The following is a 25,142-nucleotide window of genomic DNA, read 5'->3' as shown; positions in this document are numbered from 1 at the left end:
CCCTCTCAACGTTTTTGGCCGGCGGCGAGGCGTTTCTCGACCGCGATCGAGTAGCGCGACATTCCCCAGCAGCACAGGAAATAGAAGATGGCGGCGAAAGCGTAGCCTGTCGACCGTGTCGTGGGCGTCGCCCAGGTCGGATCGATCAGCGTCGCCTCGATGGTGCGCAGGAAGTCGAAGATGCCGACGATGGTGACCAGCGTCGTATCCTTGAACAGCCCGATGAAGGTGTTGACGATGCCAGGGATCACGATCCGCAGCGCCTGCGGCAGGATGATCAGGCGCATCATCTGCCAGTAGCCGAGGCCGAGCGACATCGCGCCCTCGTACTGGCCCTTCGGCATCGCCTGAAGGCCGCCGCGCACCACCTCCGCCATATAGGCGGCGGCGAAGAGCGCGACGCCGATCAGCGGCCGCAGCAGCCGGTCCGGCGAATATTCCTGCGGCACGAAGAGCGGCAGCATGGTGTTGGCCATGAACAGCACGGTGATCAGCGGCACGCCCCGCACGAACTCGATGAAGATCACCGAGAGCAGCTGGATCGCCGGCAGCTTGGAGCGCCGGCCGAGCGCCAGCAGCACGCCGAGCGGCAGCGAGAAGACGATGCCCACCGCCGAGATCAGGAAGGTGACGGTCATGCCGCCCCAGAGGCCGGTATCGACGCGCGGCAGCCCGATCTTGTCGGCCAGGATCGCCAGCAGCCCGAAGACGACGAGCGACATCAGGATCAGGCGCTTCGGCCGGTAGAAGCGCTGCCAGGGCGGCATCGCCTCCTCGACCGCGAGCTGCCCCTCGCCGATCCAGAACTTCATCAGCCCCGGCGCGAAGGAGAGCACCAGATAGAGCACGGCCAGAGCGAAGGTGGCGATGATCAGGAAGCGCAGGAAGCTCTCGGCGCGCGGGCCCCCGAGCAGCAGGATGAAGGCGCTCGCCGGCATGATGACGAAGAAGAAGAAAAAGCCGACCTTCTTCAACGGCATCCTGTTCCAGAGCAGCCAGACCACGCCGAGCGCGAACATCACGAAGACGATGTTGACGCGCCAGCGCTCGGCCACCGGATAGGAGCCGTAGATGAAGTACTGGGTCCGATCCGCGATATAGGCCCAGCAGGCGCCGACCGGGCGCCCGACCTTGTCGGCGAGGCAGGCGTCACGGTTCGTACCGGTCCAGACCGCATCGAGGATGTAGAAGCGGATCATTCCCGGAACCGTGTCGATCACCAGCCAGACGCAAAGCAGCGTCAGGATGATGTTGAGCGGGCTGGAGAACAGGTTCGCCCTGATCCAGGCCAGCGGGCCGGCGACGGAAAGCGGCGCCGGCTCCTGCGGAAGCGTTTCCTTGCGGACGAAGGCGAAGGGCGCGTTTTCGGTTGTTGCGTCGGTCATCGCGCAGCCCTCACCGTTCCACCAGCGCCATGCGCTTGTTGTAGATGTTCATGAAGAGCGATGTCACCAGCGAGATCGTCAGATAGACCGCCATCGTGATCGCCACGACCTCGACCGCCTGGCCGGTCTGGTTCAGCACCGTGCCGGTGAAGACCTGCACGAGATCGGGATAGCCGATCGCGACCGCCAGCGACGAGTTCTTGGTCAGGTTGAGGTAGTTCGAGGTCAGCGGCGGGATGATGACGCGCATCGCCTGCGGGATGACGACGAGCTTCAGCGTCGGCCCGTTGCGCAGGCCCAGCGCATGCGCTGCCTCGGTCTGCCCCTTCGACACCGCGAGGATGCCGGCGCGCACGACCTCGGCGATGAAGCCGGCCGTGTAGGTGGTGAGGCCGATCAGCAGCGCCACGAATTCCGGGAAGATCTGGATGCCGCCGCGCAGGTTGAAGCCGGCGAGCTCGGGATAGACGAAGCTGACCGGTCGCCCCAGGACGAAGTAGATCAGCGCCGGCACGACCACGATCAGAGCGAGAGCGACCCAGCCGACCGGGTACTGCCGGCCGGTCGCCGCCTGCTGCTTGCGCGCCCAGGAGCGGAAGACGAGCGTGGCGACGAGGCCGATCAGAAAGGCCCAGACGATCAGGCTGCCGCCGGGGCCCAGATGCGGATCGGGAAGGTAGAGGCCGCGGTTGTTGAGCAGCGCGCCGGTCGGCAGCTTGATCGAATCCCGCGGATTCGGCAGCGGCTTCAGGACCGCGTTATACCAGAAGAAGAGCTGGAGCAGCAGCGGGATGTTGCGGATGACCTCGACATAGATCATCGCGAGCTTCGAAATGACCCAGTTGTTCGACAGCCGGGCGACGCCGACGAAGAAGCCGAGGAAGGTCGCGAAGATGATGCCCAGTCCGGCGACCAGCAGCGTGTTGAGCAGGCCGACGATGAACGCATCGCCATAGGTCGAGCCGCCCGAAGCCGAGAACGGGATCAGCTTCTGGTTGATGTCGAAGCCGGCGGCGTTGTGCCAGAAGCCGAAGCCGGAGGCGATCTTCTGCGCGCGCAGGTTCTCGATCGCGTTCGAGGCCGCCGACCAGATCAGGAAGGCGACGATCGCCACCAGAGCGATCTGATAGACATAGCCTCGGATCTTCGGGTCGTAGAATAACGACGCCTTGCCGGGTGATACCTGTTCGGTGGGAATGCTCGACACCTGTCACGCCCTTTTTGTTTCGCTTGTCGTGGCCGGCGATCCTGCGGCGGTGCGGTTGCGCCGCGGTCGTCTTGTTGCCCGTGCCACTCTTCTGGTTTTGTGATCGCGCCCGGCCGGCAGGCCGCGCGCCGTTCTTTCAGCCCCCGGCCCCGATCCGCGCCATGCGCTGCGACAGGTATCCGGCGCCGGCAGCCGCCGACGAGATCATGTTCCTCATGCCATTCCCCTGTTCGGAGCGGGTTCGTCCCGCTCTCGGCTTGCCAGCAAGTCCCGGGCCAGACGATCCGGACCCTGCCCCAACTGCTTCGTCTCGTGCGGAGCCTTCCGGCTCCGTTTCATTTTGCTCCGAACCGGATTTACCCGGCCCTTTTCAGCGGATCGGCGGAGCGTATTGCAGGCCACCCCGAGTCCACAGCGCATTCTGGCCACGTTCGATCTTCAGAGGCGAGTCCCGACCGAGGTTTCTCTCGAAAGATTCACCATAATTGCCGACATGACGCAGAATGCGATAGGCCCAATCGCGATCGAGGCCGAGCGCCTCACCGAAATCGCCCTCGATGCCGAGCAACCGGCGGATATCGGGCCGCTCCGAGGCCCGCATCGCCGCGACATTGTCCTGGCCGACGCCGAGTTCCTCGGCGTTCAGCATGGCGAAGAGCGTCCATTTGACCAGATCGAACCATTGATCGTCGCCATGACGGACGGCAGGGCCGAGCGGCTCCTTCGAGATCGTCTCCGGCAGGATGACGTGCTCCTGCGGCACCGGGAGCTTCATCCGCTGGATCGCGAGACCGGCCCGGTCGTAGGCATAGGCGTCGCAACGGCCGCTGGCATAGGCGTCGACGGTCTCCTCGCTGCCCTTGAAAGCGACGATCTCGTATTTCAGTCCGTGGCTGCGGAAGAAATCGGCGACATTGAGTTCCGTCGTCGTGCCCTGCTCCACACAGACCGAGGCGCCGTTGAGTTGAAGCGCCGAGGTCAGGCCGAGCTTGCCCCGGACCATGAAACCCTCGCCGCCGTAGAAATTGATGCCGGTGAAGTTGAGGCCGAGCCCGGTGTCGCGCGCCATCGACCAGGTCGAGGTCCGCGAGAGCAGATCGACCTCGCCCGTCTGCAACGCCGTGAAGCGATCCTTGGACAGGAGCGGGACGAACTGCACCTTTTCGGGATCGTCGAAGATCGCGGCCGCGACCGCCCGGCAGAGATCGACATCGAAGCCGGTCCAGCGTCCCTGCCTGTCGGGAATGGAGAAACCGGCCAGCGAGGGCGCCACACCGCAGATGACAGCGCCGCGATGCCTGACCTGCTCCAGCAAGCCGCTCTCCAGAGCAGCCCGCCCATCAACCGGCGCGAGGATCGCCATGGCGGCGAATACCATCGCGACGATGGGCGGCATCCTTGCTTTTCCCATGGCGAACAGGCCCTGGACGACAACAGCGACGGCACCGTGCGGCAATCGAACACTCAAATCCTGCGCGCCGTCGGCGAAGGCCACCGCGGAGCGCGCATGCGAAACGGAAACGGGGCGCCGGTCAAACCGGCGCCCCGCAAGCCTCTCAGCGAACCGGCGGGGCGTATTGCAGGCCGCCCTTGGTCCAGAGACCGTTCTGGCCGCGGGCGATCTTGAGCAGCGAGCCCTGACCGACGTTGCGCTCGAAGGATTCGCCGTAGTTGCCGACATGCTTGACGATGCGGACAACCCAGTCCGCGGTCAGGCCGACCTGCTCGCCGAACTTGCCTTCGGTGCCGAGCAGACGCTTGATCTCCGGGTTCTCGGACTTGAGCTGCTGCTCGACATTCGCCTGGGTGACGCCGAGTTCCTCGGCATTCAGCATGGCGAAGTGGACCCACTTGATCAGGTTGAACCACTGCGGATCGTTGTTGCGGACGGAGGGGCCGAGCGGCTCCTTCGAGATGATCTCGGGCAGCACGAGATGCTCGTCGGGGTTCGTCAGCTTCAGGCGCTCGGCATAGAGGCCCGAGGCGTCGGTGGTGAAGGCGTCGCAGCGGCCGGCATCATAGGCCTTGACCGTCTCGTCCGAGGTCGCGAAGGCGACGACTTCGTATTTCAGGTTGTTGGCGCGGAAGTAGTCGGCGAGGTTCAGCTCGGTCGTGGTGCCCTGCTGGGTGCAGACCGAAGCGCCGTTGAGCTGCAGCGCCGAGTTCACGCCGAGCTTCTTGCGGACGAGGAAGCCCTGGCCGTCATAATAGTTCACGCCGGTGAAGAGCAGGCCGAGCGAGGCGTCGCGCGTCATCGTCCAGGTCGAGTTGCGCACGAGCACGTCGACTTCGCCCGACTGGAGCGCCGTGAAGCGGTCCTTGGCCGAGAGCGGGATGAACTTCACCTTGTTGGGGTCGTTGAAGATCGTCGCCGAGATGGCGCGGCAGAGATCGACGTCGAGCCCCTTCCAATTACCCTGCGCATCCGGCACGCCGAAGCCGGCAAGGCCGGTATTCGAGCCGCAATTCAGGATGCCGCGCTGCTTGACCTGCGCCAGCGTGGCCTGGGCCGAGGCCCCGGTCGCGGACAGCGCCATGCCGATCCCGGCCGCAAGGGCGGCTGCAATAAACTTTTTCATCGGTACTCTCCCGTTGGAACCCCTGATCCGGCTGACGCCGGAAGATATTTCTGGTGCCGCCGCCGGCGGCTTTTTCGCCGCTCGGTTCATCCCGCTTTCGCGCGGCGTCGCCATATCCTCGAGTCGATTGCCAGAGCGTCCCATGAGCGTCAAGCAACCGCCATACGCATGAGCCGCCCCTTGTTCCCTGCATACATCACATGCGAGTTTGGGGGGAGTGGTCAAGCCTGACCATGATTTTCCCGTTTCCTGGCCGTGCCGTTCCATGAAAAAGCTGACTTCGCCTGAATTTGCGCGCCTCGGCGAGCGCACGCGCCTCGTGCTGGCAGGCCGCGACCCCGCCGACAGCTACGGCTTTGTCAATCCGCCTATCGTACGAGGCTCGACGGTCGTCTATCCGAACACCGAAGACTTCCTGGTGCGCAAGGCGCGCTACACTTACGGCACGGATGGCAACCCGACGATCGATGCGCTGATCGCTGCCGCCAACACGATCGAGGGCGGTGCCGGCGTCGTCGTGACGCCATCGGGGCTGATGGCCTGCACGCTCGCCTTCCTCACCCTGCTGTCTTCCGGCGATCACGTTCTGGTGACGGATAGCGTCTACCGGCCGACACGAATCTTCTGCGACACCTTCCTGAAGCGGATGGGCGTCGAGGTGACCTATTACGATCCGCTGGTCGGCGGCGACATCGCCAAGCTGTTCAAGCCGAACACCAGGGCGGTCTGGACCGAGGCGCCGGGCTCGCAGACCTTCGAGATGCAGGACATCCCGGCGATCATCGCGGCTGCGCGCGAGCGCGACATCCTGGTCGCGATGGACAATACCTGGGCGACGCCGCTGTTCTTCGATGCCCACACCTTCGGCGTCGATCTCTCGGTGCAGGCCGGCACCAAGTATTACGCCGCGCATTCGGACGTGCTGATCGGCACCGTCTCGGCCCGCACGCCGGAGCTTTACAAGAAGCTGCGCGCGGCCTGGGGCCAGCTCGGGCTCATCGTCGCCCCGGAAGACGCCTTCCTGACGCTGCGCGGCATGCGCACGATGGCGATCCGCTTGAAGGAGCAGATGCCGGCGGGCATCGCCATCGCCGAATGGCTGCAGGCGCGCCCCGAGGTCGCCCGCGTCCTGCATCCCGCCCTGCCCGGCGCGCCCGGCCACGAGATCTGGAAGCGCGACTTCACCGGCGCCTCCTCGCTCTTCACCTTCGAACTGAAGCCGGTCTCGATGAAGGCCGTCGGTGCGATGCTGGACGGGCTGACGCTGTTCGGGATCGGCGCCTCGTGGGGCGGTTACGAGAGCCTCGTCCTGCCCTTCGACTGCAAGGAGTACCGCACCGCGACCAAGCCGGACTTCAAGGGGCCGACGATCCGCATCCATATCGGGCTGGAGGATATCGAAGACCTCAAGACCGATCTCGATGCCGGCTTCGCCCGGCTGCGGGCGGTGGGGTAAGTCGACAAGCCGCTTGTCATTCCGGGGCTTCGCGCAGCGAAGAACCCGGAATGACAACGAGTGGTACGCAGCCTTTGCGCTGAGTCGACAGCGCCTCAGAGCCTGCCGATCTCGAAATCGCGGCCGAGCAGCTTCGCCAGCTGCTTGAGCCGCCCCTCGACGCGCTCGCTCGCCAGCGCCGAGAGATCGGCGGGAAAGCGCAGGAGCAAGCGGTTGTCGACGCAGGCCGCCGGAATGCGCGGCAGGATGCCGGACATGCCGGCCGAGAGCAGATAGGCGACGCGGAAGATCGCGGCGATCAGCATCGCCCGCGCCAGGATCGCCGGCGGCAGCAGCGTCTTGAGGCCGGCCGCGGCCGGCGAGCTCGCCTTCATCCCGGCGTAGCGGTGGAAGATCGTCAATGCCAGGAAGGCGCGCCCGACATGGTCGAGGCCGGTGAAATAGGCGTGGGCGATGACGTTCATGCTCTGCTCGCCGCGATAATCGGGATGGGCGCGCCACCCGATATCGGAGAGCAGGCAGACGGTCTCGATCATCCGGCCGGAGGGCTCGTCCTGCGGCAGCCCCGCCGTCTCGAGGATACCGCAGGTCCAGGCGATCAGCTCGGCCGCATGGCGCGGGTCGCGGGCACGCAGCAGATTGTAGTCGCGCGCGGCCTGCATCAGCGGGTCGGCGCTCTGCTCCTCCGGCGAGAGTTGCTCATGCAGCAGCCCTTCGCGCACGCCCTGCGCCGAGATGATGATCGCGCGCGGCTTGCCGCGCTTGATCAGTTCGTCCAGCACCAATGCGCCATAGGCCAAAAGCGGACGGCGGGCCGACGACACCGAATCGATCGCGTCCAGCACCGAGACATCGGCCCGCTCGACCAGCTTGACGAAATCGGCGACGTCGCGGGTCGGCACGGCGTAGCCGTGCATCACGTTCAGCGGATAGGCCGCGCGATGCTGATGGAGCGTCGCAAGCGCGCGCCAAGTACCGCCGACCGCGTAGAAATCCCGCCCCTTCATCGCAGCGAGCTGGGGCAGCTTGTCGAGTTCGTCCTTGACGATCTTCTCGGCCGCCCTGAGCGAGCCCTTCGAGCGGTCGAGCAGGGCGAGGCCGCCGAGCGGGACGCTGGCGCCCTGCCCCACCGCGCCATCCTTGACCGAGATCAGCTCCAGGCTGCCGCCGCCGAGGTCGCCGACGACGCCGTCGGGATTGTCGAAGCCCGAGATCACGCCGAGGCCGGAGAGCACCGCCTCGCGCCCGCCGGAAATCAGTTCGATCGGCTGGCCGATCGCCTCCTCGGCGCGGGCGATGAACTCAGGCCCGTTGCTGGCATAGCGCGCCGCTGCGGTGGCGATGACGCGGATCTCGCCGACATGCATGGCCTCGCAGAGGATGCGGAAGCGCACCAGCGCGTTGATCGCCTTGGCGACGGCGTCATCGGCGAGACGGCCGGTCGAGGCGACCTGCCGGCCGAGACCCGCCATTTCCTTCTCGTTGAAGACCTGCGCGGGGGCGCGAGCCAGCATCTCGTAGACGACGAGGCGGACCGAGTTCGAGCCGATATCGACGATGGCGATGGTGTGGGACAACGCGAGCCGCCCCGGCGCATGCTTGAGCTCAGGCCTTGCGTCCCCCTCGGCGCGAGAGGGAACGGGGACTTGAGTTGGAGAGCGATTTTCCACGTCCGGACAGACTCGGGTTCGTCATGAAGTACTTATGCGCATTGAACGGCTCTTCGTTCGGCGCGGGGACAATGCGGCGCGAGCCGCCATCGGGCAATATCGTCCAGCTCTGCTCGTTGTCGAGCCAATTGGCCAGCATGATCTGATCCATCAGCTGCTGATGCACAGTCGGATTGAGGATCGGCGTCAGCGCCTCGACCCGGCGGTCGAGGTTGCGCGGCATCAGGTCGGCCGAGGAAATGTAGATCTTGGCCTTGGGCGACGGCATGCCGTGGCCGGCGCCGAAGGCGTAGATGCGGGTATGCTCGAGGAAGCGGCCGATGATCGACTTGACCCGGATGTTGTCGGAGAGGCCGGGCACGCCGGGCCTGAGGCAGCAGATGCCGCGCACAACGAAATCGATCTCGACGCCGGCCTGGCTCGCATCATAGAGCGCATCGATGATCTCGGGATCGACCAGCGAGTTGCACTTGCCCCAGATCGCGCCCTTGCGGCCGGCCTTCACATGGGCGACCTCCTCGGCGATATCGGCGAGCAGGCGCTGCTTCAGGCCGGTCGGCGAGACCGCCATGCGCTCCAGCCCGTCGGGCTCGGCATAACCGGTGATGAAGTTGAAGACGCGGGCAACATCCTGCGACAGCACGGGATCGGCGGTAAAGAAGGAGACGTCGGTGTAGATGCGCGCCGTGATCGGGTGGTAGTTGCCGGTCGCGATATGGCAATAGGTGACGAGCTGGCCGGCCTCGCGGCGCACCACCAATGACAGCTTGGCATGGGTCTTCAGCTCGATGAAGCCGTAGACGACCTGGACGCCGGCGCGCTCCATCTCCTTGGCCCAACGGATGTTCGCTTCCTCGTCGAAGCGGGCCTTGAGCTCGACCAGCGCTGTCACCGACTTGCCGGCCTCGGCCGCCTCCGTCAGCGCCTTGACGATCGGCGAGTTGGAGGAGGTGCGGTAGAGCGTCTGCTTGATCGCGACGACGTTGGGGTCGCGCGCCGCCTGCTGCAGGAACTGCACGACGACGTCGAAGCTCTCATAGGGGTGATGGACGAGCAGGTCCTTCTGGCGGATCGCGGCGAAGCAGTCTCCGCCATGCTCGCGGATGCGCTCGGGGAAGCGGGCATTGTAAGGCTTGAACTTCAAATCCGGCCGGTCGACGCCGACGAGCTGCGAGAGTTCCGTCAGGCCGATCAGTCCGTTGACCTCGACGACCTCGTCGCTATCGACCTTGAGCTCGCGCACGATCATCCGGCGCAGATGGTCGGGCATGCCGGTCGAGAGTTCGAGCCGGATGACCACGCCGAGCCGGCGTTGCTTCAGCATGGTCTCGAAGACGCGGACGAGGTCCTCCGCCTCCTCCTCGATATCGAGATCGGAGTCGCGGATGATGCGGAAGGAGCCGGCGCCCTTCACCTCGTAACCGGGGAAGAGCTTGCCGATGAACAGCGAGACCGCGTCGTCGAGCGCGATGAAGCGGTGCAGGCCCTCGCGCGCCAGGTCCGGCAATTCGACGAAGCGGTCGATCTTGGTGGGCACGCGGATCAGCGCGTCGAGCTGACGCCCGTCGCTCTTGCGCTCCAGCGCCAGCGCGATGGTGAAGCCGAGATTGGGAATGAAGGGGAAAGGATGCGCCGGGTCGATCGCCAGCGGCGTCAGCACCGGGAAGATGTAGTTGAGGAAGTAATCCTCGAGCCAGATGCGGTCCTGCGCGCCGATATCGCCCGGCTGGAGCAGGTGGATGCGATGGCCGTGCAGTTCGTTGCGCAGCTCGGCCCAGCGCGCCTGCTGGTCGGCAGTCAGCGCCGCGACCGCCTCGCCGATGGCGACGAGTTGGCCGGCCGGCGTCAGGCCGTCCTGGCTGCGGGTGACGACACCGGCCTTGAGCTGCTCGCGCAGGCCGGACACGCGGACCATGAAGAATTCATCGAGATTGTTCGCGGAGATCGAGAGGAAGCGCAGCTGCTCCAGCAGCGGGTGGCTGCGATTCGAGGCCTCCTCCATCACGCGGCGGTTGAACTGGAGCCAGGACAGCTCGCGGTTCATGAAGCGCTCCGGCTGGTGGCGCAGCGGCGCCGCGTCAGCCTCGCTGGACAGCTTCTCCGGCTCGTCGATCACGGTGTCGAGGGTCATGCGCTTCACTCGCGTCCTGGTCGTCTTTCCGCTCATGCTGCCGTTGAAGCCATTCTAGTGCGACGGTTCGATGACAAGCGACATGATTTGAAGCATGCGACCTGCGCGCATGGGGCCGGGTTCAACCCGGTTCCTCCGGAAACAGTTCCGCCAGCGCCTCCTGAACCAGCGGGCGCGTCACGCGCCGGCCGCGTTCGAGCGCGAGGCGGTCGAGCCGGTCGACCACCTGCCGCGCGGCGGCGAAGGAGCGCTCCATCCGCATGGCGAGGGTGTCGATCACAGCGATATCGACCACGAGCTGGCGGTCGATGAAGAGCTTGACCAGCAGCGCCCGCAGCAGCCCGTCATCCGGCGGCTCGATCGTCGCGGCCGGCGCCAGCCGAAGCCGCGAGAGCAGGTCCGGCACGCTCAGGCCCCAGAGGTCGGGCGCGCTTCGCGCCGTCAGCAGCAGGGAGCCGCCGCGCGCCTTGATGGCGTTCATCAGGTGGAACAGGGCATGCTCGTCGAGGGCGCCGGCATCGCAATCCTCGATCACCAGCGCGCCGCCCGAGACGAGGTGGGGCACCTGTGCCTCGTTCAGCTCGCTTGCTGGAATCGTCCAGGCATGGGCGGCCCGCGCCCAGATCGCGGCGAGATGGGTCTTGCCGGCGCCCTCCGGCCCGGTGAGGCGCAGCCAAGCCTCGGGCCAGGCCGGCCAGCGCTCGATCAGGCCATAGGCGGCCTCGTTGGAAGCACCGACCAGAAAGTCCTCGACACCATGGCGGCTGTCGACCGGCAGGTCGAAGGCAAGCTGGCGCGGGCGCGGGGGAATTTCGGACATGAAGAACTCAGGCGTCGGTGCCGATGCGCGCCTTCGCCGCCGCCGCGCGGGTGGCATCGCCGCCGTGATAGAGGTTGCTGGCGAGATATTGCCGCAGCGCGAAGCGGCAGAGCACACCGATGACGGCCGCGAGCGGCACCGCCAGCAGCAGACCGACGAAGCCGAACAGCGAGCCGAAGGCAAGCAGCGCGAACATCAGCCAGACCGGGTGCACGCCGATGGAATCGCCGACGAACTTGGGCTGGAAGATGTTTCCTTCGAGGAACTGCCCGGCGAAGAAGACGCCGAGCGTCGCCAGCGGCCAGGTCCAGTCCGGCCAGAACTGCACCGTCGCGACGCCGACCGAGAGCACGAGCCCGGTCAGCGAGCCGACATAGGGGATGAAGGACAGGAAGCCCGAGATGATGCCGATCAGCGCGCCGAAATTGACGCCGATCAGGCTGAGGCCGATGGCGTAGAAGCCGCCGAGCAGCACGCAGACCAGCGCCTGTCCGCGCAGGAAGCCGGCGATCGCCCTATCCATCTCGTGCAGCAGGCCGCGAATGGTGTCGCGATGGTCGAGCGGCAGCCAGCTATCGACCGTCGCGACCATGCGGTCCCAGTCGACCAGCAGGTAGAACGCGATGACCGGCGTCAGCACCAGCAGCGAGAACACGCCGACGATGGCTGTGCCGCCGCTCCAGAGCGATTGCAGCAGGCCGCCGACCCATTTCATGCCGTCGCCGACGAGATTGCCGAGCGAGCTCTGCGCGTCCTTGGTGAGTTCGGAGGCGCCAAAGCGTTCGAGCCAGGGGGTCCCCTTCTCCAGCACCAGCGCCTGGAGCTTGGCGGCGTCGCCCGGCAGACGCGCGACGAGGCCGGCGAGCTGCTGGCCGAGCAAGGGTGCCAGCAGGACCAGCCCCAGCACGAAGATGAGCAGGAAGACGACGAGGATGACGATCGTCGCCGCCAGCCGGTTCATGCCCATTCGCTCCAGCCGGTCGGCGAGCGGATCGAGCAGATAGGCCAGCGCCAGCGCCGCGATGAAGGGCAGCAGCACGTCGCGCAGCACGACCAGAAACAGGACGAAGACAAGAAGGGAGCCGACCCAGAAGCCGATCTGGCGTTGCAACGTCATCGATCAGCCTCTCTCGCATCTCATGGCCAGCGCCTATGTCAGATGTGCATCGGGGGCCGCGTTTCCAACCGCTATCGTGGAAAGCCCCGTCAACCTGCCATGTGGCGCAGCCAGAAGGCGAGATAGGCCGTCATCGAGGCGACCGTCAACAGAGCGACGAGGAGTTCACAGGCCAGCGTCAGTCCACCGGGTTCGATGCCGAAGGCGCGAGAACCCAGCGCAAATGCAGCAAAGCCGATCTGCGCGGCGGTGTTGAGCTTGCTGACGACGATGGGCGCGATCGTCAATGGTTTGTCGAGCAGCCAGGACAGGATCACCGCCGCCACGATCATCAGGTCGCGCGCAACGACGAGCACGACGAGCCAGACCGGGATCGCTCCGACGACGGCGAGCGTGATGTAGATCGAGACGATCAGCGCCTTGTCGGCGACCGGATCGAGCCATGCGCCCAATTCGCTCGCCATGCCGCAGCGCTTGGCGAGGAAGCCGTCGACCGCGTCCGAGATGCCGGCGACGACGAAGAGGATGAACGCCGCATCCCAGTTCGCATTGATGATCATGACGATGACCAGCGGCACCAGGAACAGGCGGCCGATGGTGATCAGGTTGGGGATCGTCATGGCGGCAGTGTCGCCCGAACCGCTGGAAAGGCCAATGCCCTTCCGTCAGAGGAGCTGTGACCGGCCGGAATGACGCCTCCTCACCTGTGAGAAATCGACAAAGCCGGCGTGAATGCCTTGCCACGGCGGGCATGCTTGCCTATCGCTCGCGCGAGCAGAAGGAAGGCGAAACGCAATGAGCAAGCCCGGCGCAAATGGACTGACCTATGCGCAGGCAGGCGTCGACATCGACGCCGGCAATGCCATGGTCGACGAGATCAAGCCGCTGGTGCGTGCGACGCGCCGGCCGGGCGCGGACGCCGAGATCGGCGGTTTCGGCGGGCTGTTCGATCTCAAGGCCGCCGGCTTCAACGATCCGATCCTGGTCGCGGCCAATGACGGCGTCGGCACCAAGGTGAAGATCGCGATCGAGAGCGGGCTGCACTCGACGATCGGCATCGACCTCGTCGCGATGTGCGTCAATGACCTGATCGTGCAGGGCGCCGAGCCCCTGCTCTTCCTCGACTATTACGCCACCGGCAAGCTCGACCCGAAGGTCGGCGTCGAGATCGTGCGCGGCATCGCCGATGGCTGCCGCCAGGCCGGCTGCGCGCTGATCGGCGGCGAGACCGCCGAGATGCCCGGCATGTACGCTGAAAAGGACTACGACCTTGCCGGCTTCGCGGTCGGCGCGGCCGAGCGCGGCACGCTGCTGCCCCGCGAGGACCTGAAGCCCGGCGACGTGGTGTTCGGCCTGCCCTCCTCCGGCGTGCATTCGAACGGTTATTCGCTGGTGCGCCGTATCGTCGAGCTCAGCGGCCTCGGCTGGGCGGCCCCTGCCCCCTTCGCTCCCGAGAAGAGCCTGGCCGCGGCGCTGCTGGAGCCGACCCGCATCTATGTGAAGCCGCTCCTGCAGGCGCTGAAGGCGACCGACGGCATCAAGGCGCTGGCGCATATCACCGGCGGCGGCTTCCCCGACAATATTCCGCGCGTCCTGCCCGAAGGGCTGGGCGTTGCGCTGGACCTGCCCGCCATCCCGGTTCCGGCGGTATTCGGCTGGCTCGCCAAGATCGGCGGCGTCGCCGAGCGCGAGATGCTGCGCACCTTCAACTGCGGCATCGGCATGATCGTCGCGGCTGAAGCCGACAAGGCGGGCGAGGTCCTCGCGGCGCTGAAGGCGGCCGGCGAGGCGCCTGTGAAGCTCGGCGAAATCGTGCCCGTCGCGGCCGGCGAGGAGCAGGTCAGCTATCGCGGCAAGCTCTCGCTGTGAGCGCCGCCCTTCCCCGCAAGCGCGTCGGGGTGCTGATCTCCGGGCGCGGCTCGAACATGGTCTCGCTGGCCGAAGCGGCACAGGCGCCGGGCTATCCGGCCGAGATCGCACTCGTGATCTCGAACATTCCCGATGTCGCAGGGCTCGACCGGGCGCGCGATTTCGGCATCGCCACCGCGACGGTCGATCATCGCGCCTTCAATCGGGATCGCGAAGCGTTCGAGCGGGCGATGGATGAGGTGCTGCGCGTCAACCAGATCGAGTTCATCGTGCTCGCCGGCTTCATGCGCATCCTGACGCCCTGGTTCGTGACGCGCTGGGAAGGGCGGATGATCAACATCCATCCCTCGTTGCTGCCGCTGTTCAAGGGCACGCATACGCATCGGCAGGCCCTGGAAGCCGGCGTCACCGAACATGGCTGCTCGGCGCATTTCGTCGTGCCGGAGCTCGATGCCGGGCCGGTGATCCTGCAGGCGAAGGTGCCGGTCCTGCCCGGCGACGACGAGGAGGCGCTGGCGAAGCGCGTCCTCGTCGAGGAACACAAGCTCTATCCGGCAGCGCTTGCGGAGGTCGCTTCCGGCCGCGCGAAGCTCGAAGGCGGCGCGGTGGTCCGCGGCTAGGCCGCGACGCTGCCTTCAGCGCCCGCCGGCATTGCGCCTCCTTCGCGCTTGCAGCGCTCCCACTCTTCTTTCGTCCTCTCCTCTTCCTTCTGCCAGCGGCGGAAGAGGTCGGCACGGCGCGCGGGATAGCGCTCTTCCAGCGCGACGAGGCCGGTCAGGCGGTCGGTGCGGAAATGGCGGAAAGCCTGCCTGAGCTCGCACCAGGCGATGACGATGCGCACGCGTTCATAGAACGTCATCCCGATCGGCCAGATCATGCGCTGCGTCGCCTGGCCGCTCTCGTCACTGTACTGGATCGAGAGCTTGCGGCCATTGCGGATGGCCGCACGCACGGCCCCGACATCGACCTGATCGGCCGGCACGTCGCCGGGATGGGAGGCCGCGAACAGGGCTCCGTCGAGCAGGATCGGCCGCAGATGCGGCGGCAGCACCGCCGCGACCTTGCTGACGACATCCTCGGCGGCGCGCGCCAGCACCGGGTCGGCGCGCTCGCTCAGCCAGCGCATGCCGACGAGTACGGCCTCGATCTCGTCGGGCGAGAGCATCAGCGGCGGCAGGTCGAAGCCGGCATCGAGCACATAGCCGATACCTGCCTCGCCGCGCACGGGCACGCCCTGGCGCACCAATGCGCCGATATCGCGGTAGACCGTGCGCACGGAGACGTCGAGCTCGGAGGCCAGCGTCTCTGCCGTCACGGGGCGCCTGCGGCGACGCAGGCTCTGGATCATGTCGAGCAATCGTTCAGCGCGCTGCACGGCGGCGTCTCCCCACTCGTCTCCGGTCCAACGGCCATGCCGCTCGATCGCTGGGATCGAACGGATCACGATGTGGACCTGCGGCAGAATGGCTCAACCGCGCTGACAGTTTCTGTCAGGAGCGTGTCAGCAGCAAGGCGATCGTCGCGAGATGAACGGGCGCCGGCAGGCCGGCGCAGCCATCAGCTCAGAACGGACGCTTCAGCTTGCACTGATCAATGAACTGCAAGCCCTTCTGGCGGGCCGTGTCGTTGAAGTAGCCGGTGTCGCGGAAGGCCTGGATCTCGTCCTTGCTCATCGCGCCGACCGTGCCCTTGGCGTAGCAGCTACAGGGCGTGTGAACCGCTTCGCGGGTCGTGCCCATCAACTGCGACTGCGTGATCAGGCAGGCGTCGAAGGCGCGCAGCTGGATCATGTAGGGGGTGAGATTCTTCGCCGTCGGGTCGGGCGGCGGCAAGGTCGTCGAGCTGCTCGCGGCATAGGCCGAGACGCTCGCCAGAATCGACAGTCCACCGGCCAGAACGACCGCACCCATCCGCCGCATCTTCATGATTTCGCCTGCCCTTCGAGAACGGAGCGCATCGAAGACCACGATGCCAAACCCGTGTCCCGGCATGGCCATAGAGCGGCGCCGAGGTCAAGAGGTGCACCATGGCTCGACGACCGATTTCATCGGTGGTGCGTCCGCTTCGACGCGCCTGGAGCCCGGACCCGGCCTCTCCAATCCGATCTCCTGCGGGACGACACGAGAGCCGAAAGCAAAGCCGTGAGCCTGCTTCTCATGAGCGCCATCACCGTGACGATGGCGGCCTGGATCGTCTTCCTGGGCCGGGCGGCCTGGTCGCTGCTGGGCGAAAGCTAGTCGATCTCGGGGGCGCGCTCGGCCAGTTCGAGGAACACGGCTGCGCAGAGTAGCCAGAGGATCGCCAGTTCCATGATCGCCGCCCCTTTCTGGAGGGTCATACGACCGGCATGTCCGGCCTCGCGATCATTCTCTCCGCTATCGATTAACACGACGTAATCGAGTCCGCTCAGCACCGCCGGCCGCGCCACAATCCTTGCCCGAACGCCACCGACTTCGGCGACTGCATTCCAGGGGGCCCTTCAGTCGGCCGAACGAATCGACATCCGAGCCCGCTACGCGGCCGCGGAAGCTGACAGCCCGAGCTCGACCAATATGGCGCGAGGGCACAAGCAGCCGCTCTGGCTAGGCGAAGGTCCCCAAGCGCTTTGCCACTCCAGGTCGCCCTGCTTCCAGGCTTCGACGATCGCGCGCCACTGCTTGCGCTGTTCGGAAGATTTTCGCCGGCGGACCGAGCCGGAATTCCTTTTCGCCATGTCAGCCTCACCGCTTCATTGCGACGCAGCATTGATTGTGCATCGCAACAAAAATAGAAAACCTCCAGGCGGGACGCCACCCTCGTTTCGGCAAGGCCATCATGCATGCAGAGGCCTAGCAAACGGACGCGAAGCGCTTCGGGCCACTCCGGATGGCCCTCTCGCCAGAACGCTCGCACCGCCTGCCCTGGCCGCGCTTGCAGCCTGGGCATCCACGGAGCGCAGACAGAACAAAACCGTGCAAAACCGGCCGACGCGTGAAAAACCGGGAAGATCAAACACTTGAAAATGTTGAAGATAACGAAATGGGAACCTTAACCGCGCATTAAACCTCGTCCGCCAGATTGCGGGCATCGCTATTGGAGACGCCGTCGCGTCGGAGTTCTGGATCATGCGTTGCGTTGCGTATCTGGCGGGCCTTTCGTCCTGCCTCGCCCTGTCGCTGCCTGGCCAAGCCCAGGCCCAGTCGAGAGACTACTCGACCCTCACCTCGCCCCAGTCGGCGCAGAACTGGTACATCACGCTCGGCGCCGGCGTGCGCTACCAGCCGGACTATACCGGCTCGGACGATTACGTCTTCCGGGCCCGCCCGATCATCTCGCTCGGCCGCGGCCTGAAGAGCACCTGGTGGAGCGCCGAGGACGACGCGATGCTCAGCATCGGCGTCTTCTCCGGCCAGGGCTGGCGCATCGGCTTCTCGGGCGACCTGCTCTGGAAGCGCTCGGCCAAGGTCAATCCGGCGCTCGTCGCCGTGCCCGCCACCAAGTTCGGTGCCGAACTCGGCGGCTTCGCCGAATTCTACCCGACCTCCTGGCTGCGCGGCCGCGTCGATGTACGCCGTGGCGTCGCCGCGCATGACGGCGTCGTCGCCGATTTCAAGCTCGACGCCTTCTCCACGGTCGGAACCTGGACGCTCGGCATCGGCCCACGCATGCGGATAGCCACGGCCGATTATGTTCGCACCTATTTCGGCACCGCAGGCGCCATGCCCGGCACCGGCGGCCTGCTGCAGCGCTACAATGCCGGCGTCCATTCAGTCGGCGCCCTCGCGCAGGTGACCTATCACTGGTCCGACCAGCTCAAGACCACGGCCTATGTCGAGTACAAGCGCCTCGTCGGCGACGCCACGCGCTCCCCGATCGTCAGGCCGTTCGGCTCGCGCGATTCGTTCACCTTCGGCCTGTCGGCGAGCTACTCGTTCGACACGGGAACGAACTACTCCTTCGGGCTCTGAGGCGCCCGGCCATGGCCGCTACGGCTTGAATCATGCCGTCGTCATTCCGGGGCGCGCCACAGGCGCGAACCCCGGAATGACAAAGGTCGAGCCAAATAAAAAAGGCGGGCCGGATACCGGCCCGCCTTTCTGCTTTTCAGCAGGCGACTGACAATCAGCCGACGATCTCGTTGCCCGCGAAGAACTGCGCGATCTCGACCGCGGCGGTCTCCGGCGCGTCCGAGCCGTGCACGGTGTTCTCGCCGACCGAGAGGGCGAAGAGCTTGCGGACGGTGCCCTCGGCGGCGTTGGCCGGGTTGGTGGCGCCCATCACTTCGCGATACCTGGCGATGGCGTCCTCGCCTTCCAGCACCTGCACGACGACCGGACCGGAGGTCATGAACTCGACGAGCTCGCCGAAGAACGGACGGGCCGAGTGGACGGCATAGAAGGTTTCGGCCTGGGCCTTGGTCATCTGGATGCGCTTCTGCGCGACGATGCGCAGGCCAGCCTTCTCGATGACCGCGTTGACCGCGCCGGTGAGATTGCGCTTCGTCGCGTCGGGCTTGAGAATGGAGAAGGTACGCTGGACAGCCATCGATCGATCCTTGGAAGGGGTACGGGTCAGGGAAATGTGGCGCGCTTATAGCCGCCACCTTCGCGCCCCACAAGGCTTGTGCGCAGGGCCGTCATGCCCGGAATCGATGAGCCGGCGGATCAATTCGATGCTAGATTGAGGCGTTGACGACGAGGAGCCTGCCTATGCTGCTCATTGCTCTCGCCTTCGCCAGCTGCCTGGCGCTGTTTTGTGAAATCCTGTCCGTAACGCCCGATTCCATCACCAGGGATCGCAGGGGCAACCAGCCCCCGCCCTCGGGCGGCGTCGCGGCGTTCTGAACGGCGCAGCAGGGCGCCATTCTCCGGATACGGAACGTGGCGCTCAGTGCCGCGTCAGGAAAGCTCGGGCCTCGCGCAGCGCCGAGGCGATCTGATCGCGATCCATCTCGAGCGCCAGCTCCTGGCGATGCGCCGCCGCCCGGGCACAGCCGCGGGCAAAGGCGACGTTGAACCACATCTGCGCCTTGACCAGGTCGACGGCTCCAGCCCGCCCCGAGGCATGCATCAGCCCGAGCTCGTAATAGGCTTCCGCCGACACCTCCGCCGGGATCACCAGCGAAGCGGGAACCGCGTTCATCTCCATGCGTGCCATGACAACCACCCTGATTTGTCGTTGCTGGCCAGCCACCCGTCCAAGGCCCCGGCCTGATGTGACCGAGAGTGGGTTCAATCCCTAAAATGCGTCCTAAATTTCGCGATGAATCGAGTCTCAACGAGACGTAATCAGTCGGTTAAATCAACGAAGCATTCATCTCGGAATCGCGAAAACATCAACGATCTCAATAGCCTGATCTTACGTCACGCAGACCTCTGTTGAGAATGGATTCACCTTGCGTAACGGAAGCCGTGGAAACCGCTTCCGCAACAGCAGCTTGGAGACGGGCAAGATCCGGGATACGGTTCACATCTGAACCATGCAGACATAGCTGGTCGAACACGGGAGGATCGGATGCATCACGGAATCGGATCGAAGCTTGCTGCCTTCACCGCGCTCGGCCTGCTGGCCAGCGTCTCGGCCGCGGCGGCACAAGAGGTCGTCGGCACCTGGGAGCGCGATACCGGCGCCTCGCGCGTGCGCTTCACCAAATGCGGCGAGGCGCTCTGCGGCTCGCTCTCCTGGCTCAAGGACGAGAAGGGGCCGGCCAAGGTCGGCCAGCGCATCTTCTACGACATGAAGCCGAACGGCGCGAACAAGTGGAGCGGCAGCGCCTTCAACCCCGAGGACGGCAAGACCTATTCCGGCACGATGACGCTCTCGGGCAGCACGCTGACCACCGCAGGCTGCGTCATGGGTGGGCTGATCTGCCGCTCGGTGAAGTGGAACCGGTCGAACTGACGTCGTTTTCCCTTCTCCCCTCGGGGGAGAAGGTGGCAGCGCGAAGCGCTGACGGATGAGGGAAATCAGCGCCCAACGGCCCTCATCCGTCTGCTTCGCAGACACCTTCTCCCCCGAGGGGAGAAGGAAGGGGCGTTCAACGCGCCTTCTGGCCGAACAGGATCGCCTTTTCCTGGGGCGTGCTGATGCCGGCGGGGTTGCGCAGCTCTTCGCCGACCTTCAGCCCGCGCTGCACGGCCGGGCGCGCCTGCATGGTCTCGAGCCAGCGCGCGACGTTCGGGAACTGCTTGAGGTCCTGGCCCTGCTTTTCCCAGCCGCGGGCCCAACCGATGCAGGCCATGTCGGCGATGGAATAGTCGCCGCAGATGTAGTCGCGGCCTTCGAGACGCCTGTTCAGCACGCCATAGAGGCGGTTGGCCTCGTTGGTGTAGCGATCGATCGCATAGGGCACGGGCTCGGGCGCATAGAGGCGGAAGTGATGGGTCTGGCCGAGCATCGGGCCGAAGCCGCCCATCTGCCAGAACAGCCATTCGTCGACCTCGACGCGGCCACGTTCGTCCTTCGGATAGAACTGGCCGGTCTTGCGCCCGAGATATTGCAGGATCGCGCCGGATTCGAAGACCGAGATCGGCTGGCCGCCCGGCCCGTCGGGATCGACGATCGCCGGCATGCGGTTGTTCGGGGAGATCGCGAGGAAGTCCGGCTTGAACTGGTCGCCCTTGCCGATATTCACCGGGACGATGGCGTAGGGCAGCCCGGTCTCCTCAAGCATGATGGTGATCTTGGTGCCGTTCGGCGTCGGCCAGTAATACAGGTCGATCGGCTTGGCGGGGGCTTCGGACATCGGTCGCTTCCTTTCAGGCGGGAGGCCTCGCCTCAGAACCTAGGAAGCTTGCGAAGGCCCCGTAAGGGGCTGCGGTGCGCTTTCGGCGCGACCACGCCATGCCCTGACGGCGGGCGCGCTCAGGGCTCAAGCGCCATCTTGAAGCCCTCGTGGCTCTGCACGAAGCCGAGGCCGGCGTAGAAACGATGCGCTTCGGGTCTGGCCTTGTGAGAGGTCAATTCGACGAGGCCGACGCCCTTCTCCGCTGCGAAAGCGATCGCGTGGCGCATCATGATCGCGCCGATGCCCCGACCTCGGCATTCCGGCGCGACATGGACGCTCTCGATCTTGGCGCGGATGCGGCCGCGCTCGGCCATGCCCGGCAGGATCGTGATCTGGTAGGTGCCGACCACCGCGCCTTCAAGCTCGGCGACGAAGAGCGTGTTGTAGGGATTGGCAGCGATGACGTCGAAGGCCGTGAGATAGACCGGGTCCTGCGCCTCGGCCGCGATCTGCTCGGGCGTGCGCTCCTGCACCGATGCCCCATGCATGATGAGCTCTGCGACGCGCGGCACATCGGCCCTGGCCGCCTCGCGCATGCGGATTTTGGAAGCGTCGGTTTTCGTCATAGGCCTGTCTCGCTTGTTGGCAGCCTGCTCAGGCGACGAAGAGGCGCTTCGCCATCAGGAGCGTGTTGGGCGTATCGTCGCGCCCGTCGAAGCGCGCCTGCCTCTGCAGGAAGAAGCCCATGCGCTCGTAGAAGGTGATCGCCGGCTCGTTCTGGCTCTCGACCTCGAGCCGCGCCACCGGCGCCTCCGGAAAGCAGGCGAGCGCGACCTGCAGCAAGGTGCGCCCGATGCCGACGCCCTGCCTGTTCGGCACGACATAGAGCCGCGTCAGCAGGGCCGCGCCGTCGCGCTCCTGCCGGGCGGAGGCCGTGGCGACGATCTCCTCGCCGACCAGCCCGACCAGGAAGACGCCCTCGTCGCGGCCGAGCTGCGCCTTCAGGTTCTCCAGGGAGTGCCAGGCATTGGTGATCTCGGCGACACGCTGCCAGCCGTAGATGCCGTCATAGGTGGCGTGCCAGGTCTCGACCAAAAGCGCCCTGACCGCCGGAAGATCGGCGGCTTCGGCGTCGCGGATGACGAGATCGGCGGGGGTCATCCCAATCGTCCAGCTTGCGCAGGAAGCACTGCCGTCATCCCGGATCTCCGCTTCGCTGCGTCCGGGATGACAGCATGTTTGATCACTCGATGCCGAGCTTTGCTTTGAGGATCTCGTTCAGGGCCTGCGGGTTGGCCTTGCCACCCGAGGCCTTCATCGCCTGGCCGACGAACCAGCCCAGCATGGTCGGCTTGGCCTTGACCTGCTCCACCTTGTCGGGATTGGCTGCGATCAGTTCGTCCACGGCCTTTTCGATGGCGCCGGTGTCGGTGACCTGCTTCATGCCGCGGGCCTCGACGATCTCGCGGGGATCACCGCCCTCGGTCCAGAGGATCTCGAACAGGTCCTTGGCGATGCGGCCGGAGATCACGCCTTCGCCGATCAGGTCGACGAGGCCACCGAGCTGCGCGGCCGAGACCGGCGAGGTCGTGACGTCCTTGCCTTCCTTGTTGAGGCGGCCGAACAATTCGTTGATCACCCAGTTGGCGGCGGCCTTGCCGTCACGACCCTTGGCGACGTCCTCGAAATAATCCGCCTGCTCGCGCTCGGCGACCAGCACCGAGGCGTCATAGGGCGAGAGCCCGTAGGTCGCGATGAAGCGGGCCTTCTTGGCGTCGGGCAGCTCCGGCAGCGCGCCCTTCAGGCTCTCGACGAAGGCATCGTCGAATTCGAGCGGCAGCAGGTCGGGGTCGGGGAAGTAGCGATAGTCATGCGCTTCTTCCTTGGAGCGCATCGAGCGCGTCTCGCCCTTGCCGGGGTCGTAGAGGCGGGTTTCCTGATCGATCGTGCCGCCATCCTCGATGATGCCGATCTGGCGGCGCGCCTCGGTCTCGACCGCCTGTCCAATGAAGCGGATCGAGTTGACGTTCTTGATCTCGCAGCGCGTGCCCAGCGCATCGCCCGGCTTGCGGACGGAGACGTTCACGTCGGCGCGGAGATTGCCCTTTTCCATGTCGCCGTCGCATGTGCCGAGATAGCGCAGGATGGTGCGCAGCTTCGAGACATAGGCCTTCGCCTCGTCTGCCGAGCGCAGGTCGGGCTTGGAGACGATCTCCATCAGCGCGACGCCCGAACGGTTGAGGTCGACGAAGCTCATCGTCGGATGCTGGTCGTGGATCGACTTGCCGGCATCCTGCTCCAGATGCAGGCGCTCGATGCCGACCGTGATCTGCTCGGTCGGCGAGAGATCGACCACGATCTCGCCCTCGCCCACGATCGGGCTCTTGTACTGGCTGATCTGGTAGCCCTGCGGCAGGTCCGGGTAGAAATAGTTCTTCCGGTCGAAGACCGAGCGGTTGTTGATCTGGGCGTTGAGGCCGAGGCCGGTGCGCACCGCCTGCCTGACGCATTCGGCATTGATCACCGGCAGCATGCCGGGCATGGCGGCGTCGACGAGGCTGACATGCTCGTTCGGCTCGGCGCCGAAACCGGTCGAGGCGCCGGAGAACAGCTTGGCATTGGAGGTGACCTGGGCATGGATCTCCATGCCGATCACGATCTCCCAATCGCCGGTCGCGCCCTTGATCAGCTTCTTCGGGTCGGCGGGGCGGGCATGCGCGTTCATCTGGTCTCTTCCGGCTGCTATATTCGCTTACGCGTTACGATGTCGGCGGGCGGGCGGCAAGCTTCCGTTGCACCGGCACGGCACTCGCGAGAGGCGAAAACCGCCCGCCGCGTTGCGCTCCTGCAACCGGATGGCGGGAATGTGGCGTATCTGGCGCAAGATCGTGCAAATTGACGGGTGATGGTTCTTGACATTCGTCACTCGCCAACCCTTCTTGCGCAAAATGCCGGAAACCCCCATTGGTTGTGCCGGCTCGTTACCCCGGAGTTCCGTCATGTCACGCAGCCGTTTCATCGGTCTGGTGCTCACCGCCGCCTTCACGTCGACCGCCCTCACGGCTTTCGACGCCGCCGCGCAGGGAGCTCCGCCGGCTCCTCCGGTGCAGGTCGCCAATCCGCTCGCCAAGCGCATCACCAACTGGGACGAGTTCACCGGCCGCTTCGAGGCGAGCGAACAGGTCGACGTGCGCGCCCGCGTCTCCGGCTTCATCGACAATGTGCACTTCCGCGACGGCTCGCTCGTCCAGAAGGGCGACCTGCTCTTTACCATCGATCAGCGGCCTTACAAACTGGCCGTCGACGTGGCGCGTGCCGAGGTCGCCCGTGCCAAGGCGCAGGTCGAGCTCGCCCAGAACGAGGTCGAGCGCGCCGAAGGCCTGACACAGAACCGCACGATCACGGCCCGCGACGTCGACCAGCGCCGCGCCAATCTGAACAGCGCGGTCGGCTCGCTGCAGGGCGCCGAGGCGAACCTGAAGAATGCCGAGCTCAACCTCGAATGGACCGAGGTCCGCGCCCCGCTCACCGGGCGCATCTCGAACCGCCGCGTTGACCCGGGCAACCTGATCGCCGGCGGCCAGTCGGGTGCCTCGCTGCTGACGACCATCGTCGCAGTGTCCCCGATCTACTTCACCTTCGACGTCTCGGAGGCCGACTATCTGCGCTACGCGCGGATGAGCAATCCGCGCGAGGGCACCGGCAGCAAGGATGCGGGCACGCTGGTCGAGGTTCGCCTTGCCGACGAGCCCAAATGGGGTCGCCGCGGCCAGGTGAACTTCCTCGACAACGCGCTGAATGCCCGCTCGGCGACGATCCGCGGCCGCGCCGTGTTCGAGAACAAGGACCAGTTCCTGACGCCCGGCGTCTTCGGCCGCCTGCGCTTCTTCGCCGGCGAGTCCGATGCGCTGCTGGTGCCGGATACGGTCATCGCCTCGGACCAGGCCAGCAAGATCGTGCTGACGGTCGGCCCCGAGAACAAGGTCGTGCCGAAGCCGGTCGTGCTCGGACCGCTCAGCGAGGGCCTGCGGGTCATCCGATCCGGGTTGACGACCCAGGACAAGGTGATCGTCGGCGGCTCCGCCAATCCGATGGTCCGTCCTGGCGTCGCGGTTTCACCGCAGCCCGGCGAGATCAAGGTCGCGACGACGAACTGAGCGCCTGCCGCGCCGGCTTTCCCCGAAAGCCGGCGCACGCCTCTC

24 protein-coding genes are annotated in these 25,142 nt (G+C 65.9%); 7 read left to right on the top strand and 17 right to left on the bottom strand.

Annotation, left to right across the window (positions count from 1 at the left end; all coding sequences use genetic code 11):
- Positions 1–5: 5 nt before the first annotated feature.
- The 4 genes from ACFJGT_RS08445 to ACFJGT_RS08430 form a co-directional block, all read right to left on the bottom strand.
- Complete coding sequence (locus tag ACFJGT_RS08445) at positions 6–1,385, bottom strand: amino acid ABC transporter permease (protein WP_377847814.1); 1,380 nt, start codon at positions 1,383–1,385, stop codon at positions 6–8.
- Between the two features lie 10 nt (positions 1,386–1,395).
- Entirely contained in the window at positions 1,396–2,592 is a 1,197-nt protein-coding gene (locus tag ACFJGT_RS08440; protein ID WP_377847812.1) for an amino acid ABC transporter permease, read from the bottom strand.
- Between the two features lie 370 nt (positions 2,593–2,962).
- The gene (locus tag ACFJGT_RS08435) at positions 2,963–3,988 is read right to left on the bottom strand and encodes an amino acid ABC transporter substrate-binding protein (RefSeq protein ID WP_377847810.1); all 1,026 of its coding nucleotides are present in this window, start codon (positions 3,986–3,988) and stop codon (positions 2,963–2,965) included.
- Positions 3,989–4,148: 160 nt separating this feature from the next.
- The gene (locus ACFJGT_RS08430; RefSeq protein WP_377847807.1) at positions 4,149–5,171 is read right to left on the bottom strand and encodes an amino acid ABC transporter substrate-binding protein; all 1,023 of its coding nucleotides are present in this window, start codon (positions 5,169–5,171) and stop codon (positions 4,149–4,151) included.
- A 265-nt stretch (positions 5,172–5,436) separates the two neighbouring features.
- Between ACFJGT_RS08430 and metC the strand changes: the two genes are divergently transcribed.
- Positions 5,437–6,627, top strand: a complete 1,191-nt coding sequence (gene metC, locus ACFJGT_RS08425) for a cystathionine beta-lyase (protein ID WP_377847805.1) — start codon at positions 5,437–5,439, stop codon at positions 6,625–6,627.
- A 95-nt stretch (positions 6,628–6,722) separates the two neighbouring features.
- Here metC and ppx read toward each other — a convergent pair whose 3' ends face one another.
- The 5 genes from ppx to ACFJGT_RS08400 all read right to left on the bottom strand — a co-directional run bounded on the left by ppx (position 6,723) and on the right by ACFJGT_RS08400 (position 12,985).
- The gene (gene ppx, locus ACFJGT_RS08420; RefSeq protein ID WP_377847803.1) at positions 6,723–8,204 is read right to left on the bottom strand and encodes an exopolyphosphatase; all 1,482 of its coding nucleotides are present in this window, start codon (positions 8,202–8,204) and stop codon (positions 6,723–6,725) included.
- 28 nt (positions 8,205–8,232) lie between these two features.
- Positions 8,233–10,428: an RNA degradosome polyphosphate kinase gene (locus ACFJGT_RS08415; RefSeq protein WP_377847801.1), complete on the bottom strand. Its 2,196-nt coding sequence runs from the start codon at positions 10,426–10,428 to the stop codon at positions 8,233–8,235.
- A gap of 121 nt (positions 10,429–10,549) precedes the next feature.
- Entirely contained in the window at positions 10,550–11,248 is a 699-nt protein-coding gene (locus ACFJGT_RS08410; RefSeq protein WP_377847799.1) for a hypothetical protein, read from the bottom strand.
- Positions 11,249–11,255: 7 nt separating this feature from the next.
- Positions 11,256–12,365: an AI-2E family transporter gene (locus ACFJGT_RS08405; RefSeq protein WP_377847797.1), complete on the bottom strand. Its 1,110-nt coding sequence runs from the start codon at positions 12,363–12,365 to the stop codon at positions 11,256–11,258.
- Between the two features lie 89 nt (positions 12,366–12,454).
- Complete coding sequence (locus ACFJGT_RS08400) at positions 12,455–12,985, bottom strand: CDP-alcohol phosphatidyltransferase family protein (protein WP_377847795.1); 531 nt, start codon at positions 12,983–12,985, stop codon at positions 12,455–12,457.
- 175 nt (positions 12,986–13,160) lie between these two features.
- Between ACFJGT_RS08400 and purM the strand changes: the two genes are divergently transcribed.
- Positions 13,161–14,234, top strand: coding sequence for a phosphoribosylformylglycinamidine cyclo-ligase (gene purM, locus ACFJGT_RS08395; RefSeq protein WP_377847793.1), 1,074 nt, complete (start codon positions 13,161–13,163; stop codon positions 14,232–14,234).
- On the top strand, positions 14,231–14,854 hold the full coding sequence (gene purN / locus ACFJGT_RS08390) for a phosphoribosylglycinamide formyltransferase (RefSeq protein ID WP_377847791.1): 624 nt from the start codon (positions 14,231–14,233) through the stop codon (positions 14,852–14,854). The genes purM and purN overlap by 4 nt, the downstream gene beginning before the upstream one ends.
- On the opposite strand, the gene ACFJGT_RS08385 is transcribed toward purN, so the two are convergent.
- Together ACFJGT_RS08385 and ACFJGT_RS08380 are read right to left on the bottom strand one after the other, a co-directional pair.
- Positions 14,851–15,609, bottom strand: a complete 759-nt coding sequence (locus tag ACFJGT_RS08385; protein ID WP_377847789.1) for a helix-turn-helix transcriptional regulator — start codon at positions 15,607–15,609, stop codon at positions 14,851–14,853. The genes purN and ACFJGT_RS08385 overlap by 4 nt on opposite strands.
- Before the next feature lie 187 nt (positions 15,610–15,796).
- The gene (locus ACFJGT_RS08380; RefSeq protein ID WP_377847787.1) at positions 15,797–16,159 is read right to left on the bottom strand and encodes a hypothetical protein; all 363 of its coding nucleotides are present in this window, start codon (positions 16,157–16,159) and stop codon (positions 15,797–15,799) included.
- Positions 16,160–17,338: 1,179 nt separating this feature from the next.
- Here ACFJGT_RS08380 and ACFJGT_RS08375 point away from each other — a divergent pair.
- Positions 17,339–18,181 (top strand): MipA/OmpV family protein, encoded by an 843-nt coding sequence (locus ACFJGT_RS08375; protein WP_377847785.1) that lies wholly within the window; start codon positions 17,339–17,341, stop codon positions 18,179–18,181.
- Between the two features lie 154 nt (positions 18,182–18,335).
- Here the strand turns inward: ACFJGT_RS08375 and ndk are convergent, their stop codons facing one another.
- Positions 18,336–18,758: a nucleoside-diphosphate kinase gene (gene ndk / locus ACFJGT_RS08370; RefSeq protein ID WP_377847783.1), complete on the bottom strand. Its 423-nt coding sequence runs from the start codon at positions 18,756–18,758 to the stop codon at positions 18,336–18,338.
- A 164-nt stretch (positions 18,759–18,922) separates the two neighbouring features.
- Between ndk and ACFJGT_RS08365 the strand changes: the two genes are divergently transcribed.
- Entirely contained in the window at positions 18,923–19,057 is a 135-nt protein-coding gene (locus ACFJGT_RS08365) for a hypothetical protein (RefSeq protein ID WP_377847781.1), read from the top strand.
- Between the two features lie 43 nt (positions 19,058–19,100).
- On the opposite strand, the gene ACFJGT_RS08360 is transcribed toward ACFJGT_RS08365, so the two are convergent.
- Positions 19,101–19,370 (bottom strand): hypothetical protein, encoded by a 270-nt coding sequence (locus ACFJGT_RS08360; protein WP_377847779.1) that lies wholly within the window; start codon positions 19,368–19,370, stop codon positions 19,101–19,103.
- Between the two features lie 357 nt (positions 19,371–19,727).
- Between ACFJGT_RS08360 and ACFJGT_RS08355 the strand changes: the two genes are divergently transcribed.
- Positions 19,728–20,114, top strand: a complete 387-nt coding sequence (locus ACFJGT_RS08355; RefSeq protein WP_377847777.1) for a DUF2147 domain-containing protein — start codon at positions 19,728–19,730, stop codon at positions 20,112–20,114.
- Between the two features lie 136 nt (positions 20,115–20,250).
- Here ACFJGT_RS08355 and ACFJGT_RS08350 read toward each other — a convergent pair whose 3' ends face one another.
- The 4 genes from ACFJGT_RS08350 to gatB all read right to left on the bottom strand — a co-directional run bounded on the left by ACFJGT_RS08350 (position 20,251) and on the right by gatB (position 23,665).
- A complete protein-coding gene (locus tag ACFJGT_RS08350) occupies positions 20,251–20,958 on the bottom strand; it encodes a glutathione S-transferase N-terminal domain-containing protein (protein ID WP_377847775.1) in 708 nt (235 codons plus the stop codon).
- A gap of 119 nt (positions 20,959–21,077) precedes the next feature.
- Entirely contained in the window at positions 21,078–21,566 is a 489-nt protein-coding gene (locus tag ACFJGT_RS08345; RefSeq protein ID WP_377847773.1) for a GNAT family N-acetyltransferase, read from the bottom strand.
- Between the two features lie 28 nt (positions 21,567–21,594).
- A complete protein-coding gene (locus ACFJGT_RS08340; protein WP_377847771.1) occupies positions 21,595–22,101 on the bottom strand; it encodes a GNAT family N-acetyltransferase in 507 nt (168 codons plus the stop codon).
- Positions 22,102–22,183: 82 nt separating this feature from the next.
- The gene (gene gatB, locus ACFJGT_RS08335; protein WP_377847768.1) at positions 22,184–23,665 is read right to left on the bottom strand and encodes an Asp-tRNA(Asn)/Glu-tRNA(Gln) amidotransferase subunit GatB; all 1,482 of its coding nucleotides are present in this window, start codon (positions 23,663–23,665) and stop codon (positions 22,184–22,186) included.
- Positions 23,666–23,939: 274 nt separating this feature from the next.
- Between gatB and ACFJGT_RS08330 the strand changes: the two genes are divergently transcribed.
- Positions 23,940–25,097 (top strand): efflux RND transporter periplasmic adaptor subunit, encoded by a 1,158-nt coding sequence (locus ACFJGT_RS08330; RefSeq protein ID WP_377847766.1) that lies wholly within the window; start codon positions 23,940–23,942, stop codon positions 25,095–25,097.
- Positions 25,098–25,142 lie beyond the last annotated feature (45 nt).

Origin of the sequence: Allobosea sp. UC22_33 (assembly GCF_042700715.1) — a bacterium.
Classification (GTDB): domain Bacteria; phylum Pseudomonadota; class Alphaproteobacteria; order Rhizobiales; family Beijerinckiaceae; genus Allobosea.
The sequence above is the reverse complement of the archived record's forward strand: the minus strand, read 5'-3'. Positions and strand labels throughout refer to the sequence as shown.